We start from the raw sequence: 17,064 nt of genomic DNA, 5'->3' as shown, positions 1-17,064 counted from the left end.
ATCGGATGATGAAATAAGATAATTCTTGTGGTGTATGTTGTGTTGAATCATCCTCTTTCGCACTATTCACTTGGCGTCATGCCATGTTGAATTTTGATGTCATCGGCTTCAGGGGAAACTAAAAATTGTAGCAGTGCTTTTGCAGCGGTAGCATCCTCGGAATATTCGGGTATGGCACCGGCAAAACAGGTCGTCAATTGAACTTCCGGCGGTAAGTTTTCAAGTATTTTTATACCAAGTAGAGGAAGCAGTTCGCTCAGTTGTTGAAAGCCGATATCTACTTTTCCACTGGCAATCAGCGAACCCACGGAAATTCCTGGGGGAGCAACAACTAATTTTTGACCTAGTTGCGTTTCTTGCCCCCAACGAGTCAATATCTGTTTCAGATGATCGCCACTCGGGCCCGTTGAGCAGCCGATGGATTTTGCCCCTAGCAATACTGTTCTCAATGCCTCCTCGTTATTGATATCCAGCGTGGGGTGGTCTTCATGAACAGCCAGCGCCATTTTACTCAAGGCGATGTTAGCCGGCGGGCTAAATTGTACTGAGGTTGCCAATCGCGTAATAGCAGGTAAGGCGAGTATCACGATATCGAACTTTTCACCTGCTGCGACTCGCTGTACGGCAGTAACACCGCCTGTGCTTTCAAGCCTCACTTGGGTGCCCGTCAGCTTGGTATAAGCTAATATAAGTTCTTGGAGAAGACGAGATGTGGCCATTGAGCAAATAACCTTTAAGACTTTAACTGCGGCTTGCCCAGAATTATCCATATCACTATTCATCATTTCATTTTTCCTATTAGGAATACTATACCTTCAATGACATGTCACTTATTAACATGACTTTTGTTAATATAGTATTCCAGTCAATAAAATTCCCCAGCGTTGCTATTAATAACAAAGCCTGTGCCTATTGCGAAAAGCAATATTCAAATATGTTAATAATGAAGTTGTTAATATAATAATATTATTCAGTACGTGCTATTTTAAACTAGCCCGATAAATGACCACCAAGCATAACCAATGGTTATTGTGATAATGAAGCAGACCATGGCAATGACGGCACCTGATATCCACCATTGTTTAACATCGCTGTATCCCGCGCCAAAAATAATGGGTGCTGCACCGCCTCCGTAATGTGTTAATGATCCACCGTAAGAGTTAGTGGCTGCCAGTAATAACGCCAGTGCCATAGGGTCGGCGCCAGCTACTTTACCGACGGTGAAAAATACGGGCAGCATGGCAATGGTAAAGGAACTCGCGGAAGCAAAGAAATAACGAATAGCGATACTCACAAAGCCAATAACCGTTAGAACAATAAAAGGGTAATGACCAAAATCAATTTTGTCTTGTATCAACTCCGCTAACCAGTCAAATACTTTTGCTTTATTCAGTGCGCTGGCAAGCCCAATGATCCCACCGAACCATAATAATGTATTCCATGCGCCTTTCGTATTGAGGAAGTCATCCCATTTAATCACGCCACTTAGCACACATAGAATCATGGCAACAATGGCAATTGCCGTCGCCTCAATTTTAAATGTGATGCCAAATACCTGTGACAGAATTGAGGGAAGTGCCCAGCCTAGCAGTGCGGTAACAAAGATCCCGACCAGAATCTTCTCTTTCCTTGTCATCCTCCCCAGTTCTTTGAGCCCTTCAGAGGCAATTCTTTCATTATCGACCTTGGTTATCTCCGGTTTATCAAGCCAGTAGCCAACCGCAGGGACGATAAGTAAGAGTAAAACGCCGGGTACAATCATGGCCAATGCCCAAACACCCCAATCGAGATGAACATCCAAAATACTGTTGGCAAATTCTGCCACGAGCAAATTCGGTGCCATCGCCGTGATGAAGATAAAGCTACTGACTTTCATCACGAAGTAGATATTCGACATTAAGTATGAACCGGCTTTTTTGGCTGTTTCGCCGGGTTCTGAACCAAGGGCTTTCACCACGGAAAGAATAATGGGGAAGACAATTCCGCCACTCCGCGCAGTATTTGATGGCGTGACGGGAGCAATCACAAACTCAAGAAAAGCCGTGACGTAGCCTAAACGCAGTGTCGTGCCGCCAAAAAGCCTGATCATATGAAAGGCGATACGCTTACCCAGGCCTGTTTTGACGAACGCGACGCTAATACCGAAAGCCGCGAAGACTAACCAAACCGTCGTTGTTGCGTAGCCCACCAGAATCTGGCTGGTGTTATTTAGAAATAATCCTGACAGACCTACAACTGACAGGAGAATAACCGGTTCAGGGAAGGGCCTTAAAATAAGCCCAATAATAGCGGTAATGTAGAAACCAAATAATCGCCATGCATCAACCTCAAGACCCGCTGGAGGCGGGATGAACCACATCACCAGCGGGACTGCGATTAGTATGCCTGTTTTCCATAATTTCTCATTCATAACAGTATCCTTTCGGGTGCAATCAGCAAATTATCTTGCCGCGAATACGCCACGGTCAGTCATTGAGGTCAGTCAATGAATGGATGTACTGCAATCCTTTTGCTGAGAGTTTGTCCCGCATGTGATAAATGTCTAAACCCAGTTCGCCGCGAGATAAACGTTGGCGTTTACTCTCTTCTTGGATGAGGCGTTGTTGCGCGGCATCGGCAACCCATGTGCCTTTTTGACGAGGAACAATGACCACGCCGTCATCATCAGCGACCACGATATCGCCCGGATGCACTAACTGCCCCGCACAGATAATAGGCACGTTGACTGAGCCAATGGTCTCTTTCACGGTACCTTGCGCGAAAACTAAACTTGACCAGACAGGGAAGGACATTTCCCTGAGCGTTTGGCTATCGCGTATACCAATATCCCCAACCAGCGCAACCACGCCACGCGCCTGTAATGACGTTGCGAGTAAGTCACCAAAAAAACCGTCATAGCAGGGGGAGGTGGGCGTAACCAGTAGCACATCACCGGGTTGACACTGTTCTACAGCAACGTGGAACATCCAATTGTCACCGGGAGAAACCAAGACAGTGATCGCATTTCCCGCAATGGTAACGCCTTGTTGGATGGGGCGAACGCGATGTTCAAGCAACCCCATGCGACCCTGTGCTTCATGTGTGGTTGCGACGCCAAAGGTCTGGAAACGTGCGAGCAACGCTGGATCGCTACGCTCAATGTGGGTGACCACAATCCCTTTTCTATTGATGTCACTCATGAGAGAACCTCCGTCACGCGAGGGAAAATGCTCTGATACCCTTCTGCGTGAACTAATGCTCTTTGGGACGTTATGCCGACGTTGCGCTTAGCTTGAACACCTCGCTGTAAGGCGACGCGAGTGTAGTATTCCCACAGATGTTCTTGCCCAGCCATGCATTGGATTGCGGCGTACTTTTTATCCCATACAGAGGTGATATCGAGCAGGACATCCGGTTTCCAGCCGCATTGCTCGGGTTGGTGCGGTTCGAAACAATACACTGGGGGAGCCCCAATGATATTTTCGCCGGGCCGATAACCTTCTGCTTGGGCAATGATTCTTGCCTCTTGGGTCAGGCTGGCGGCAAGAGGATGATCATAATTATAGGGGTCAGCGAGAGAGTGCGTCAGTACGAAGTGAGGCTGAATTCTGCGATACACATCGGCTAATTTGAATAACGCCTGTTTGTCGGCCCGCAATGGATAGTCGCCAAGATCAAAATACTCGATACTGGCACCTAAAATATCGGCCGCAGCTTGAGCTTCTTCTTGTCGCTGCTCTTTAACCGAGGCTTCAGTCATTTGCCCTTTACGCCAGAGTTTTGCCGACTCGCCGCGCTCACCATAAGAAAGGCAAACAATATGAACTTGGTAACCTTGCTCAACGTGAAGGGCTATCGCTCCGCCTGCTCGCCAAACAAAATCTGCTGAATGTGCACTGACTACTAGGGCACTTTTAGGGGTAGGACTCGTCATAAACTTCTCCTTTTATCCTGCTTATTCGTCAACGTTATTCTTCCATGATGATGTCAAGGCGGGATAATGCGTTTAGTTGCCATCGCTATGAGTTTTATTTAATGTGGTGAAAGAGGCGATATTGGGGGGACAGTCAAATTGAAAAATAAGCAGGAAAATAAATTATTTAATATCATGCAGATAAGGGCATTCCTGCGAGTTGCACAAACCGGAAGTATCTCTCAGGCGGCACATAATTTATTTCGCACTCAATCTGCGATAACGCGTTCTATTCGTGAGCTTGAACACATTTTAGGCGAGTCGCTATTTGAACGGCATTCAGCAGGAATGTTATTGACTGAGCAGGGAAAATCTATTTTACCGCGAGCGATACAGATACTTGATGAACTCCAGCAAGTCCCGCCATTGATAGATGACACAGGCTCCGATTTTTCAGAACCGCTTTGGCTGTATAACGTGATGCGGTTGAAGATTTTTCTGGCCTTGTATCAGCTGCATTCCACCCGCAACGTCGCCAATTCGTTAGATATCACCTCATCTGCTGTCAGTGCAGCGATAAAAACCATGGAGCAAGGTTGTGGGGCCGTACTGTTTCGTCGAACAGCACAAGGTATGATGCCGACCAAAATGAGCAGAAAAATAGCTCCATCAATAAGCCGCGCATTAAACGAGATACGCCGTATTCCAGAAGAGATTGCGGCGATGAAAGGCATCGTCACCGGAACCGTGCATGTCGGTGCGCTGCCGTTGAGCCGTGCTGGGCTGTTACCCAAAGCGATAATTAACGCCATTCATGCTCATGAGACGATAAAAGTCGCTACCGATGAAAGTGCATTCGATAGACTTGTGAGTGAGTTACGCGGGGGAAATATCGATCTGATTATTGGCGCATTACGCCATGATTCGAGTGTTGATGACCTCGATAAAATCAAACTCTTTACCGAAGAGCTGATTCTGCTCACTCGTCCAGCCCATTTCCTGACGGGCCGAGATTTAATCGCGGCAGATTTTGACAATATTAAGTGGGTATTACCGCGAGAGAATGCGCCGTCAAGGCATTCGTTACTCAAGGCATTTCGCCGTCTCGGCATGGATGCGCCGCAACCAGTGGTGGAAACTGGTGACCCCACCGTGGTGAGGGAGCTGCTGTTGAGGTCTGATATGGTGGCGGTTGTGTCATCTCACCAACTGGAATATGAGATATCAATCGGGGTGCTAACGCCATTACGAATTCATCTGAATGACACTCATCGCGATATTGGCATCATGAGCCGTAAGGGTGCGCTGCATTCCCCCGCAACCCGTGCATTCATTCGCAGCTTGAAAGAAACTATTCCAGGTGGCCCATCTGGAACGCTTGAATCGCCCTTTTATTTGTAGCAATACTGGGCGAGAAATAGTGCATATTTGGGGATGAATATGACACCTAGTACTGCCTCAAAAATTATAGGTATAATCTCGTAAATTACTTAATTGGTTTAGAAACGAAAATGACAAAACTCACTTTACAAGAGCAGATGTTAAAAGCTGGGTTAGTGACCAGTAAAAAGATCGCTAAAGTCCAAAGAACGGCTAAAAAATCACGCGTTCAGGCCCGTGAGGCAAGAGAGGCGGTGGAAGAAAATAAAAAGACTCAACTTGAACGTGACAAGCAGATAAGTGAGGAACAAAACAAAGCGGCTTTATCCAAAGAGCATAAAGCTCAGGTTAAGCAACTGATTGAAATGAACAAAATCGACGTTTTAAAAGGCAATATTGATTTTAACTTCACCGATAATAATTTAATTAAAAAAGTCGTCGTGGATAAGCCTACTCAAACTCAATTGATTAATGGTCGCCTTGCCATTGCTCGTTTGGCTATTAATAACAGTGGTGAGAGTGAATACGCAATTATTCCCGCGAGCGTGGCCGATAAAATTGCCCAGCGAGATGCTAGCAGTATTGTCTTAAACAGTGCGCTTAGTCAGGAAGAGCAAGATGAAGAAGATCCGTATGCTGATTTTAAAGTGCCCGATGATTTAATGTGGTAATGAGCGCGCTTAGAACGGGCTCGCATGCCGGGCGTTGATCCGCTCTTCGCTGATGGGATGAACAAAATGCAATTCACTGGCGTGCAACATCAGCCGCGGAACCTGTTCGGTTCCTGATATCAAGCGGCCGCCATACAGGTCGCAGCCCAAAATAGGGTGGCCCAACTGCTGGCAGTGGATGCGTAGTTGATGGGTGCGCCCGGTCTCAGGGGTTAGCTGTACCCGCGTTAACGGCAACAACGACCTGTCTTCCAACTCGTGATAAATACGCTCAATGACCCGAAAGTGGGAGCGGGCGGGCTTACCGTGAATTGCGCAAATCGACATCAGAGGGAATAGTGCCGGATCCTTAGCAATCGCAGCGTCTATCACCCCTTCGTTATCGTCCAAATGTCCACAAAGCAGTGCACTGTACTTCTTGGTCACCGTGCGTTGACTGAACTGCTGGCAGAGAGCAGCATTAATCGCCTTATTGCGGGCAATCACCATCAGCCCAGAAGTACCAAAATCAAGGCGATGGACGAGGGTGCAGCCGGGGAATATCTGTACCAGTCGATGATGCACCGAATCGAGATTTTGCGGATTTTTCCCTGAGAGGCTGAGCAGCCCAGCGGGTTTATTGATAAGAACCAGATGATCGTCCTGATAGAGCGTTTCTATTTGCTCATGGCACGGCGGGGCGATAAACGTATCGAAAATCGTAGACATCAGACTGCTCGGATGGAGAGTGGCAGCGGATAATAACGAATTTTAAGCCAACTGGCGAATCTGGCTGTTTGTTTATGAGAGCGACTGTAGATGGCATTCCATTTTTATGCCGGTGTAACCAGTACACTATCAAACTTAATGCGGGCCGTAGTCTGTACTGAGGCACCTGCCGGACACGCACGTTGGCTCACACATTTTCTTGCTCTCCTTCATGAACGTTATCAAAAGATGCCTACCCAGTTACGTCACACGTGTATTATGATCATTAATCCACTATGCTCCATTGTGTACACTTATGCAATGTCATGTTTATTTTGAGAGTGCAGAATGATTGATTATGACGCCTTGCCTGAACAGAGACAGGAAGTGATTTACCAGATGCTACAGCAGACCGGCCGAGTTATAGGCGCTGATATTGCCTGCCAGCTGGGCGTATCTGAACACACGATACGCAGGGATTTGCAGGCGATGGTCCGCAAAGGGATGTGTAAAAAGGTCTATGGTGGGGCTGTCAGCCAGTTCAAACGATCAGCAAGCTTTGAAACGCGGGTTATGCACAGCATTGAAGAAAAGTCAGGTGTGGCCAGACGTTGCGCGGAACTCATCAGAACCGGAACCTGTATCTTTATAGACGGGGGGTCTACTTATCTTGCTATGGTGAGCTTCATTCCTCAGGATTACGATCTCACCATTGTGACAAATTCCCCACAAATAGCAGCAGCCCTGAGCGGACGTCAGCAGGGAGAAGTTATTATGCTTGGTGGAAAGCTGAATCCACAGACTGGAAGTATTCTGGGGTCAGAGCCTCTTAAGAATGTCAGGGAGATGTTGTTTGACCAGATGTTTATCGGCGTCTGCGGATTAGACCTTCAGGCCGGACTAACGGCTGTTTACTATGAGGATGCCTGCTTTAAAAAAGAAGTGATGCGGCAGAGCAATGAGATTATCGCAGCAGTCATTGCGGATAAAATGCCCCAAGTCGCACGGTATAAAGTCGCTTCATGTGAGGATATTGATGTTGTCGTGGCAAGCAGTCTGACGGATACAGGCTTTCTGGCACACACAAATATACGGTTGGAAATTGCTGACTAATATGTCCCCCGTCCTTGGGAAGGCGTATGTCTTAAGCCTTCCCGCCCATCCCCGTCAGGATTGCAACACAAGCAGCCGGTTGATAGTGTCCATGACTGCACTTTCATCATTGGTTCCGGTGATAAAACGTGCCGCATGCTTAACCTCATCAAAGGCGTTTCGCATCGCAAAGCTATACTCAGCCTGAGCCAGAAGCTCGAGATCGTTGTATCCGTCACCAAAGGCCATTGTTTCTTCCGGACTGACATTCAGAATTTCCTGAAGTTTTTGGACGGTGCTCCCCTTATGTACGCCATATCCGGCAATATCTATCCATGAGGCTTCAGAAACCACGATGTACACATCTTCCTCAAACGGGCTTAAGTGCGGACGAGTCTGCGGGCAGTTTCCCTCCTCATCAAAAACAGTGATTTTGACAAAATCACTGTCGACCCTGCCGAAGTCCACAGTCTCTATCATGCGTGCATAGGAACGTCTGACCTTATCCTTCAGATGTTGCGGAACATCGGACCGCACGATCGCGCCTTCCGGAGTACACGCAATGATGACATGCGAGGAACTCACTTCCTCAAGCGTGTTAATGATTGCCCTGCCTGTCGCATTATCAATCAGGGACTGAAAGGCAAAGTTACCGTTATGTTTGATGCGCGTGGCACTGTCACCCACTATCCAAATATCTTTACTGAATTCCCCGAAAAGTTCTTCCACCCGCTCACATTGCTTGCCGGTACATGCAGCAAAATGCACCCCGCGGGACAACATATTTGCCCATGTCTTGGCAAATAACGCCCGATCATAGTCGCCCTGGCTGTTTAAAAATGTGCCATCAAGATCCGTAATAATCAGCTTTATCATGCTTCCTCCTGACTGTTTGGTCATCAATATTAGTATTTGGCGAATAGATCCGAGCATTGACACGTTACGCAAATCAAAGTATCACCACATGCTAGATCATGCAAAGTTATGTTTGATTGTGTTCATTTCATGAGGGGCAGAAATAGCTAATGGCTATTCTCTGCAACGTAACGAAGGACGCGATACCAAGATTGTGAAAGCCAAAAAGCAGGGCCTTTTAGTCATGTAATGCGTCTATATTACTGGACATTATTGCAGTATGGTTCTGAGTAATCTTTTCTATGGGTCAATCCCACCACGCCAGTTTTTCTAGCGTTGCTATCGTTTCATCAGTAAATCGTTTCTTAATCACTTTGGCTGGATTGCCACCTACATTTTGAAGGCTAACACATCGTAATGTCAGTAGCCCTGTCCATTACTCTATTTCTTTAGGCCCAGTTTGACTGCCAGTCGATGAAGATTACCCGGATCTAGTTCAAGCTTTCTTGCCGCTTTAGCCCACACCTGATCACAGTCTACATAGACCTGTTGGATATAATTGTATTGAAATTTACGCGTCGCCTCGCTGAGATTCATCGCGGGCATTGCTTCCAACGTTTTGGTTGGTTCTGCATGAACAGCCCTCTCATTTTCAAACTGGAAATGTTGCGAAAGCAAAATAACTTTACCGTTGCGTGATTCGGCTTGCGCGATGATAACGGCACGATATATGGCATGTTCAAGCTCGCGCACATTTCCCGGCCAACTGGCGGCTTGCAGCATAGCGCGGCAGTCAGAACTCAGCGCAATGCTTATCAGACTGAATTTGACCCGACACTTTTCACAGAAATAGCCAGCCAGCAGCACAATATCCTCCCGACGCTCATTCAGCGATGGGACGAACAACGGGAAGACACTAAGGCGATGATAAAGATCAGCCCTGAATTTGCCATCGGTCACCGCTTTACGCATATCAAGGTTGGTTGCGGCGATAATGCGTACATCAACGGTAAGCGGCTTATCTTCCCCCACCCGCTGCAGATCGCCATACTGCAACACACGTAAAAGCTTAGCCTGCAGCGAAAGCGGCAATTCTCCGATCTCGTCAAGAAACAGCGTTCCTTTATCCGCCAACTCGAATTTTCCTCGCCGATCGTGAATGGCACCGGTGAACGCGCCTTTGACATGGCCAAATAGCTCGCTTTCCGCCACGCTTTCCGGCAGGGCTGCACAGTTCAGATAAATCAGCGGTCGCGCTGAGCGATGCGATTGTCGGTGAATAGCCAGAGCAATAAGCTCTTTACCGGTGCCGGTTTCTCCCATTATCAAAACGCTGAGATCGCAGGGCGCAACAACACCAATCTCTTTTTTGAGGTGCGCTAACGCTGCTGAATCACCAATAATTTCAACCTCTTCATTCTCTTCCGGTCGGCGAGGTGACGGTATAAAAGATGAGGCGGGTTTCTCTAAGCGCTCCATCAGCAAGGCATTATTCAATGCACCCGCAGTCAGGCTCGCCAGCACCCGTAATTCTTCATCACTGTACTCATCAAACTGAGTGGCATTAATGCCATCCAGCGTCAGAGCGCCGATCAGCGTTTGCCCGACAAAAAGGGGGATGCCGACGCAGGCGTGAACGTGCAAATCGCCTTGATCGGGAATCAATCCATCATAGGGATCCGGTAAATCGCTGTCGGCAGGAAAGCGCACCACATCACCAGCGCGCGCGATGGCTTCAAGCCGTGGATGAACATCAAGATTGAATCGGCGCCCCATCACATCCGGCGCCAAGCCAGCGGTGGCCAGTGGCCGAAATTGCAGATTTTCGTAGCGTAACAGTGCGGTGGCATCGCAGTTTAGCGCGCTGTGGATGCTGTTAATCATCCGCATAAAACGATCGCGTCCGTTCACACCATTCTGAATATCGACGGCAAGTGCCGCCAGCGTTTCAACAGAAAGAGCCATATTGTCACCCGCACATGAATTGTCTTAATGACAAAGGTAGGTATTGTGCTTAACACAATAGAGAATTTTCTGCTAGATGCAAATCAACGCGTTAACAAATGGCACGGAATATGCCAAATCTGGTTAGATAATTTTGCGAAGGAGTATGACGATGCCAGATAGATTCAAGCAAACCAATGTTAACTTATCTCTTGATAGTCAAAAAAACAATCGCGTTGTCAAAAACACATTTAACTAAATAGTCAAAATGACAATTTTATTTCATCAATATTAATAAAAACCTTTAGAATCAATTAATTGAAAAGTTGGCATGCCATTTGTATTAACCCTAGCATGAGCATTATTTTTTTAATTCTTTTCTGAGGTATAAGAATGGCTATTTTAGTAAAAAACAACATTCATTGGGTTGGCCAACGTGATTGGGAAGTGCGTGACTTCCACGGCACCGAATACAAAACACTGCGTGGCAGCAGTTACAATAGCTATCTCATCCGTGAAGAGAAAAATGTCCTGATAGACACCGTTGATCATAAGTTCAGCCGCGAGTTTGTGCAGAACTTGCGTAGCGAAATAAACCTGGCCGATATTGATTACATCATTATTAATCATGCGGAAGAAGACCATGCAGGCGCACTGACTGAGCTGATGTCCTGCATCCCGGACACACCAATTTACTGTACCGCTAACGCCATCGATTCCATCACCGGCCACCATCATCACCCTGAGTGGAACTTCAACGTGGTGAAAACCGGTGACAGTTTGGACATTGGTAACGGGAAACAACTGATCTTCGTTGAAACCCCAATGCTGCACTGGCCGGACAGTATGATGACCTATATGACTGGCGATGCCGTGCTGTTCAGTAACGATGCCTTCGGTCAGCACTATTGCGATGAACGCCTGTTCAATGATGAAGTAGATCAAACCGAGCTGTTCGAACAATGTCAGCGCTACTACGCCAACATCCTGACTCCGTTCAGCCGCCTGGTAACACCGAAAATCACCGAGATCCTCGGCTTCAACCTGCCAGTGGATATGATTGCCACCTCACACGGTGTGGTATGGCGTGATAACCCGACTCAGATTGTCGAAATGTATCTGAAATGGGCGGCAGACTATCAGGAAGACCGCATCACTATTTTCTACGACACCATGTCAAACAACACCCGGATGATGGCAGACGCCATTGGCCAGGGGATTAACGAAGTTGACCCAAGTATGGCGGTAAAAATCTTTAACGTCGCCCGTAGTGACAAAAATGACATTCTGACTAACGTCTTCCGTTCTAAAGGCGTACTGGTCGGCACATCCACCATGAACAATGTGATGATGCCAAAAATTGCCGGTCTGGTTGAAGAGATGACCGGCATGCGTTTCCGTAATAAACGCGCCAGCGCATTTGGTTCCCACGGCTGGAGCGGCGGTGCGGTAGACCGCCTTTCTACCCGCTTGCAGGATGCTGGTTTTGAAATGTCGCTGAGCCTGAAAGCTAAATGGCGCCCAGATCTCGATGCGTTGGAAATCTGTCGTCAGCATGGCCGTGAAATCGCACGCCAGTGGGCGTTGACGCCATTGGTTTCAGCGACTGCCACCGCACCACAGACAGCAAATGTTGAAGAAATGAAAACCTGTGTGGACTTAGGCCCATCTATGCAATGCAGCGTTTGCCAGTGGATTTATGATCCGCAAACCGGTGAACCAATGCAGGAAGTTGCACCTGGCACCCCTTGGAGTGAAGTACCAGAAACCTTCCTATGTCCGGAATGCTCTCTCGGTAAAGATGTGTTTGACGTGCTGGTAACGGAGGCAAAATGAGCCACGGTATTGTCATTATCGGTTCTGGTTTTGCGGCCCGCCAACTGGTAAAAAATATCCGTAAACATGACGCACAGGTTCCTGTGCGTATGATTGCCGCCGATAGCATGGATGAATACAACAAGCCCGAACTCAGCCATGTTATTAGCCTGAATCAGTGTGCAGACGACCTCACCCGTCAGCGTGCTGGGATGTTTGCCGAGCAGTTCAATTTAACGCTCAATGCCAATAGCTGGGTGTCGGATATTGATACTCGCGAGCGCTTGGTTAAATGTGGCAACCAGCAATGGCAGTACGACAAACTGGTTCTGGCAACCGGATCAAGTGCACTGCTGCCTCCGATTCCTGGAAAAGAACTGATGCTGACGCTCAACAGCCAGCAAGAGTATCAGACCTGTGAATCGTCGCTGCGTGACGCCCACCGAGTGATGATTTTAGGTGGTGGCTTGATTGGTACTGAGCTTGCGATGGATTTTTGCCGCGCGGGTAAACAGGTCATTTTGGTCGATAACGCTTCCAGCCTGCTTGCTTCGCTGATGCCTGTAGAAGTCAGCAGCCGTCTTCAGCATCGCCTGAATCAAATGGGTGTCGAGTTGCTGCTTAATCAACATCTTGAATCACTGTCTAAAACGCCGCAGTGCATTAATGCCGCACTTAGTAACGGGCGAGTGGTTGGTGTTGATGCAGTTGTCGCGGCTATCGGCCTGCGTCCTAATGTTGGGCTTGCACAACACGCCGGGCTAGAAGTGAATCGCGGTATTCAGGTCAATCACCAGTTGCAAACATCAAACGCAAATATTTATGCGCTGGGGGACTGTGCTGAAATTGACGGTAAGGTGCTGCCGTTCCTGCAACCTATTCAGTTTAGCGCCATGACGCTGGCTAAAAATCTGTTGGGTGCAACCGATGATATTGTGCTTCCCGCCATGTTGGTGAAAGTGAAAACACCTGAGCTGCCATTGCATCTCGCGGGTGAAACCCAGCGCGGTGATTTGAGCTGGCAAATCTTTGCCGAACCGCAGGGTTTGATTGCCAAAGGGTATGATGAGGCGCAGCAGTTGAGGGCATTCATTGTCAGTGAAGCGCATATGAAACTGGCATTTGGATTGTTGCGGGAGTTGCAGCTCTTCTGAGTCATCACAATACGAAAGCTGGTGTTTACGGCCGCCTGTCTGTCATGCAAGGTGCGGTTAAGTATTTTGGCTTCTCTGATGCTGAAAGTACGACAGCAGATCTGGAACTGGTTATTGAGGCGGGTCACTTTGGTATCAGCCCTCCGGAAAAATGGCATCGAATCGGCGTGGCTGCTGTACCACAATGAATCTGTTTGACGCTCACCTTATTTATTAATGGAATGAGATGCTAGCGACATCAGTTCAGCGTAAGTTTCCCTGCAATCCGAGCCATTTACTTATAGAGGTCACCCGAGATACTAATGGTGTATGTGTGAGGCTAACTACCGCTTTTCACTCGAAGCGGGCCTTCAGCTCAGCCGGATGGTTCGCTTTATATCAGAAGCGGAACTTGATAAGAGCCGTAGAAGGTTAAACACCACGTTGTTTCTCTAATCGAATATAAGCACCATTTAATTGTGTCTTATTACCCCAGCCGAGTTGCATGTAGAATTTGGCCGCACGACTGTTTTTATCTGTTTCCAGCCAGGCAACTTTGTGTTGTTTGAACAACTCCTGTTCCGCAATCCTTGTAAGCCTGCGACCGATGCCTCTGCCTTCATATGCAGGAAGAACAAAAAGACCAAAAAGAGAGCCTTTCTCCCTTAAAATCATCGAAAAGCCCACAACTTCATCATCATCTGTTGCAACCCATGCGCAAAGATTCTCTTCGATCATATTGCACACGGTAGTTTCGCTGATGCCCATCACCAGCATCTCTTCACGGGTCAGATGATTTTCGGTGACTGATGTTCTGACAGTGAAAATACTTTCAACATCAGATGCTTGAGCTGGTCTTATATTGATAGTCATAAGTCTTAATCCATTTATGACAAAGATAAATTTTGAGAGTGATGTAATCATATCCTTTACAGAATGATTGAGTTTTGAGCTAAATCACTACTGCATATCATGTCTGCTTATCGCTCACAGCAGATCTTCATCTCCAAAATCTTGTTCGCCTCGTACCAGAAGGGGATGTTACGGATAGTTCAATTTAGATAAGTTTACCCGCTCGTATATCGATCCCTATATTCAATTTCACTTTCAGTACTAAGTGAGCTTTTATCGTTCGCGAAAGTTTTGTTTTCATGAAACTTACATATTTCGGTGCAGACCGAAGTATCAGACTTTCGTTGGTAATAAACTCATTAGAAATTAACGAAGGAGCCGATCAATGATTGCAGTTATTTTCGAGGCAGAAGCATTACCCGAAGCGCAGGAGCGATATTTTCAGCTTGCTTCTGAACTCAAGCCACTATTGTTAGGCACTCCGGGATTTATTTCTATTGAGCGATTCCAGAGTCTGAGTACACCGGGGAAATTACTTTCTTTGTCATGGTGGGAGGATGAGAACTCTGTGGCTGGATGGAAGCAGAATGTTATGCATCTGGCTGCGCAAAAAGAAGGTAAACAGTCGATTTTTTCTTTTTACAGAATCCGTGTTGCAAGCGTATTTCGTGACTACTCTTCTGATAAGGAAGCACATCATCATGTTTAATATTCACGTCATTCTCAGTAATACCCCAGGGGCACTTGGATCACTTGGCAGCGTGTTGGGTAAAAATGGTGTCGGTCTTGAAGGGGGCGGTGTATTTTCAACATCCGAAACAGGACACGCGAATTTTCTGGTTCAGGACGGCGAAAAAGCCCGCAAGGTTCTTACTGAAGCTGGTTTTGACGTCCATAAAGTGTGCCGCCCTGTGATAAGAAAGTTACCTCAGGAACGTCCGGGAGAATTAGGGGAGATAGCTGAAACAATTGCCAGGAATGGTATCAACATTCTGGTACAGTACAGCGACCACAGTAACCGACTCATTCTGCTGACGGATGATGATACTCATGCAGCTGAAGTGACGCGAAAATGGGCATTACCCTCTGAATGAACTTTCTGAAAACCGAATATGACAGTGAGTCGGATGACTCTCTCGAAAAATCGATGTCTTTGATTGCTTCTGCCATAGCTGATCCGTCAAGGGTCAGTATTCTGTGCGCCCTGATGGATGGACGCGCGTGGACAGCAACTGAACTCAGTGCGGTTGCAGACATTGCCCCATCCACGACCAGCGGGCACCTATCCCGACTTCTGAACAACGGGCTGGTTGTGTGCCTGACTCAGGGACGCCACCGCTATTACAGCCTCGCAGGTCATCATATTGCCGCATTACTGGAAAACCTGATGGGGGTTTCCATGCATACCTTCAAATCCCCTGCGACCCGAACGCCGACACATTTACGATTCGCTCGCACTTGTTATGACCATCTGGCAGGAGAACTTGCTATCAGTATTTACGCGTTTATGTTGCAGGAACGATGGCTTGAGGCTGGGGGCAGTGCACTGACGCAAGCCGGAAAATCCCATTTTCAGCGCATCGGAGTAGTTCTTAACCCGCGACCACGACGCAAATCCTGTTGTGCCTGCCTCGACTGGAGCGAAAGACGTTTCCATCTGGGGGGAGAAGCAGGCTCAGCGCTGATGACGTTTTTTTTACAAAATAAATGGATAACCTGCACACAGGGATATCGCGAAGTGAACCTAACCTCGAGTGGCAAAATTGCCATATATCGCCTGTTCGATCTGAATATGGACTGAACTCAGATGTTTTAGCATTAATTTTTTAGAATTTCAGTGAGACCTAATGCTCTCTGCATACCTGATGGCAATAAGTCCGTTTCTCGCACTAAGCTGCCCGAGGTATTTGCGGAACGGGCAGTTTCGTGCCGAAAACAGACATCATAGATACCACGAATGTGAAAGCCAAAAAGCAGGGCCTTTTAGTCATGTAATGCGTCTATATTACTGGACATTATTGCAGTAAGGTTCTGAGTAATCTTTTCTATGGGCCAATCCCACCACGCCAGTTTTTCTAGCGTTGCTATCGTTTCATCGGTAAATCGTTTCTTAATCACTTTGGCAGGATTGCCACCTACAATGGCATAGGCAGGTACATCAGAAGTCACCACCGCACGTGAAGAGATTATCGCCCCATTACCGATCTTTACGCCGGGCATAATCAGCGCTTTATACCCGATCCACACATCATTGCCGATTATAGTATCGCCTTTGTAGGGCAAATCACCGGCTTGGGGCATGGACTTTTCCCATCCATTCCCGAAAATATAAAACGGGAAAGTAGAGAAGCCAGAAAGTTTATGGTTTGCCCCGTTCATAATGAACTGGACGCCTCTTGCGATGGCGCAAAACTTACCGATAATCAGCTTGTCACCAATAAAAGGGAAATGATAGAGAACGTTGCGCTCGAAGTTTTCTGAGTCCTCTGGGTCGTCGTAATAAGTAAAATCACCCACGATGATGTTTGGATTTGTCACCGTATTTTTGACAAAACAAACCTGAGGAAATCCCTTCATTGGATGTTTATTGGATGGATCTGGTCCGTACATACTCCCTCCCGCTATGATTGATTCTAATTTTTTGAAGGCTAACACATCGTAATGTCAGCAGCCCTGTCCATTACTCTACTACATTAGTAACGGCTTCTTTACGTGCCTCGGTTGGTCAAATTATGCATTTAAC

The 17,064-nt window shown here is 47.3% G+C and carries 17 protein-coding genes and 1 pseudogene; 9 read left to right on the top strand and 9 right to left on the bottom strand.

Translation table 11 applies throughout. The annotated features are described in order from the left end of the window. Nucleotides 1–62: 62 nt before the first annotated feature. The 4 genes from BN68_RS06850 to galB form a co-directional block, all read right to left on the bottom strand. Nucleotides 63–785: a substrate-binding domain-containing protein gene (locus BN68_RS06850; protein ID WP_019210423.1), complete on the bottom strand. Its 723-nt coding sequence runs from the start codon at nucleotides 783–785 to the stop codon at nucleotides 63–65. Nucleotides 786–985: 200 nt separating this feature from the next. Further along, the gene (locus tag BN68_RS06845; protein ID WP_019210422.1) at nucleotides 986–2,410 is read right to left on the bottom strand and encodes an anion permease; all 1,425 of its coding nucleotides are present in this window, start codon (nucleotides 2,408–2,410) and stop codon (nucleotides 986–988) included. Between the two features lie 55 nt (nucleotides 2,411–2,465). Continuing rightward, the gene (locus BN68_RS06840) at nucleotides 2,466–3,179 is read right to left on the bottom strand and encodes a 4-carboxy-4-hydroxy-2-oxoadipate aldolase/oxaloacetate decarboxylase (protein ID WP_019210421.1); all 714 of its coding nucleotides are present in this window, start codon (nucleotides 3,177–3,179) and stop codon (nucleotides 2,466–2,468) included. Then, a complete protein-coding gene (gene galB / locus BN68_RS06835) occupies nucleotides 3,176–3,913 on the bottom strand; it encodes a 4-oxalmesaconate hydratase (protein WP_019210420.1) in 738 nt (245 codons plus the stop codon). The genes BN68_RS06840 and galB overlap by 4 nt, the downstream gene beginning before the upstream one ends. A 138-nt stretch (nucleotides 3,914–4,051) precedes the next feature. Here galB and BN68_RS06830 point away from each other — a divergent pair, with 138 nt between their 5' ends. Together BN68_RS06830 and BN68_RS06825 are read left to right on the top strand one after the other, a co-directional pair. Continuing rightward, nucleotides 4,052–5,293, top strand: coding sequence for a LysR family transcriptional regulator (locus tag BN68_RS06830; RefSeq protein ID WP_019210419.1), 1,242 nt, complete (start codon nucleotides 4,052–4,054; stop codon nucleotides 5,291–5,293). 110 nt (nucleotides 5,294–5,403) lie between these two features. Beyond that, a complete protein-coding gene (locus tag BN68_RS06825; RefSeq protein ID WP_019210418.1) occupies nucleotides 5,404–5,943 on the top strand; it encodes a DUF2058 domain-containing protein in 540 nt (179 codons plus the stop codon). Between the two features lie 9 nt (nucleotides 5,944–5,952). Here the strand turns inward: BN68_RS06825 and BN68_RS06820 are convergent, their stop codons facing one another. Continuing rightward, on the bottom strand, nucleotides 5,953–6,651 hold the full coding sequence (locus BN68_RS06820; protein ID WP_019210417.1) for an RluA family pseudouridine synthase: 699 nt from the start codon (nucleotides 6,649–6,651) through the stop codon (nucleotides 5,953–5,955). 327 nt (nucleotides 6,652–6,978) lie between these two features. Here BN68_RS06820 and BN68_RS06815 point away from each other — a divergent pair, with 327 nt between their 5' ends. Then, nucleotides 6,979–7,743 (top strand): DeoR/GlpR family DNA-binding transcription regulator, encoded by a 765-nt coding sequence (locus tag BN68_RS06815; protein WP_019210416.1) that lies wholly within the window; start codon nucleotides 6,979–6,981, stop codon nucleotides 7,741–7,743. 54 nt (nucleotides 7,744–7,797) lie between these two features. Here the strand turns inward: BN68_RS06815 and BN68_RS06810 are convergent, their stop codons facing one another. After that, nucleotides 7,798–8,598 (bottom strand): Cof-type HAD-IIB family hydrolase, encoded by an 801-nt coding sequence (locus tag BN68_RS06810; RefSeq protein ID WP_019210415.1) that lies wholly within the window; start codon nucleotides 8,596–8,598, stop codon nucleotides 7,798–7,800. A 420-nt stretch (nucleotides 8,599–9,018) separates the two neighbouring features. Then, nucleotides 9,019–10,542: a nitric oxide reductase transcriptional regulator NorR gene (gene norR, locus BN68_RS06805; protein WP_019210414.1), complete on the bottom strand. Its 1,524-nt coding sequence runs from the start codon at nucleotides 10,540–10,542 to the stop codon at nucleotides 9,019–9,021. A 372-nt stretch (nucleotides 10,543–10,914) separates the two neighbouring features. Between norR and norV the strand changes: the two genes are divergently transcribed. The 3 genes and pseudogenes from norV to BN68_RS06790 form a co-directional block, all read left to right on the top strand. After that, nucleotides 10,915–12,357, top strand: coding sequence for an anaerobic nitric oxide reductase flavorubredoxin (norV, locus tag BN68_RS06800; protein WP_019210412.1), 1,443 nt, complete (start codon nucleotides 10,915–10,917; stop codon nucleotides 12,355–12,357). Then, nucleotides 12,354–13,490 carry an NADH:flavorubredoxin reductase NorW gene (gene norW / locus BN68_RS06795; RefSeq protein ID WP_019210411.1) on the top strand — a complete coding sequence of 379 codons (1,137 nt, stop codon included), beginning with the start codon at nucleotides 12,354–12,356 and terminating at the stop codon, nucleotides 13,488–13,490. Before norV ends, norW begins: the two co-directional genes overlap by 4 nt. Beyond that, nucleotides 13,481–13,654, top strand: a pseudogene (locus tag BN68_RS06790) (DUF1971 domain-containing protein); the annotation flags it as partial. The gene norW and the pseudogene BN68_RS06790, both read left to right, overlap by 10 nt. Nucleotides 13,655–13,901: 247 nt before the next feature. Here BN68_RS06790 and BN68_RS06785 read toward each other — a convergent pair. Next, complete coding sequence (locus tag BN68_RS06785; protein WP_019210409.1) at nucleotides 13,902–14,342, bottom strand: GNAT family N-acetyltransferase; 441 nt, start codon at nucleotides 14,340–14,342, stop codon at nucleotides 13,902–13,904. Between the two features lie 364 nt (nucleotides 14,343–14,706). Between BN68_RS06785 and BN68_RS06780 the strand changes: the two genes are divergently transcribed. From BN68_RS06780 to BN68_RS06770, 3 genes are read left to right on the top strand one after another with little or no spacing between them, the layout of a single operon-like run. After that, nucleotides 14,707–15,030 carry an antibiotic biosynthesis monooxygenase family protein gene (locus BN68_RS06780; RefSeq protein WP_019210408.1) on the top strand — a complete coding sequence of 108 codons (324 nt, stop codon included), beginning with the start codon at nucleotides 14,707–14,709 and terminating at the stop codon, nucleotides 15,028–15,030. Continuing rightward, on the top strand, nucleotides 15,023–15,415 hold the full coding sequence (locus BN68_RS06775) for an amino acid-binding protein (protein ID WP_019210407.1): 393 nt from the start codon (nucleotides 15,023–15,025) through the stop codon (nucleotides 15,413–15,415). The genes BN68_RS06780 and BN68_RS06775 overlap by 8 nt, the downstream gene beginning before the upstream one ends. Next, nucleotides 15,412–16,122 carry an ArsR/SmtB family transcription factor gene (locus BN68_RS06770; RefSeq protein WP_019210406.1) on the top strand — a complete coding sequence of 237 codons (711 nt, stop codon included), beginning with the start codon at nucleotides 15,412–15,414 and terminating at the stop codon, nucleotides 16,120–16,122. Before BN68_RS06775 ends, BN68_RS06770 begins: the two co-directional genes overlap by 4 nt. A gap of 182 nt (nucleotides 16,123–16,304) precedes the next feature. On the opposite strand, the gene BN68_RS06765 is transcribed toward BN68_RS06770, so the two are convergent. Next, the gene (locus BN68_RS06765) at nucleotides 16,305–16,931 is read right to left on the bottom strand and encodes a Vat family streptogramin A O-acetyltransferase (RefSeq protein ID WP_019210405.1); all 627 of its coding nucleotides are present in this window, start codon (nucleotides 16,929–16,931) and stop codon (nucleotides 16,305–16,307) included. Nucleotides 16,932–17,064 lie beyond the last annotated feature (133 nt).

Source organism: Yersinia massiliensis CCUG 53443, from assembly GCF_000312485.1.
Taxonomy (GTDB): domain Bacteria; phylum Pseudomonadota; class Gammaproteobacteria; order Enterobacterales; family Enterobacteriaceae; genus Yersinia; species Yersinia massiliensis.
Note: the sequence above shows the minus strand (reverse complement) of the source record. Positions and strands in the feature narration are given on the sequence as shown.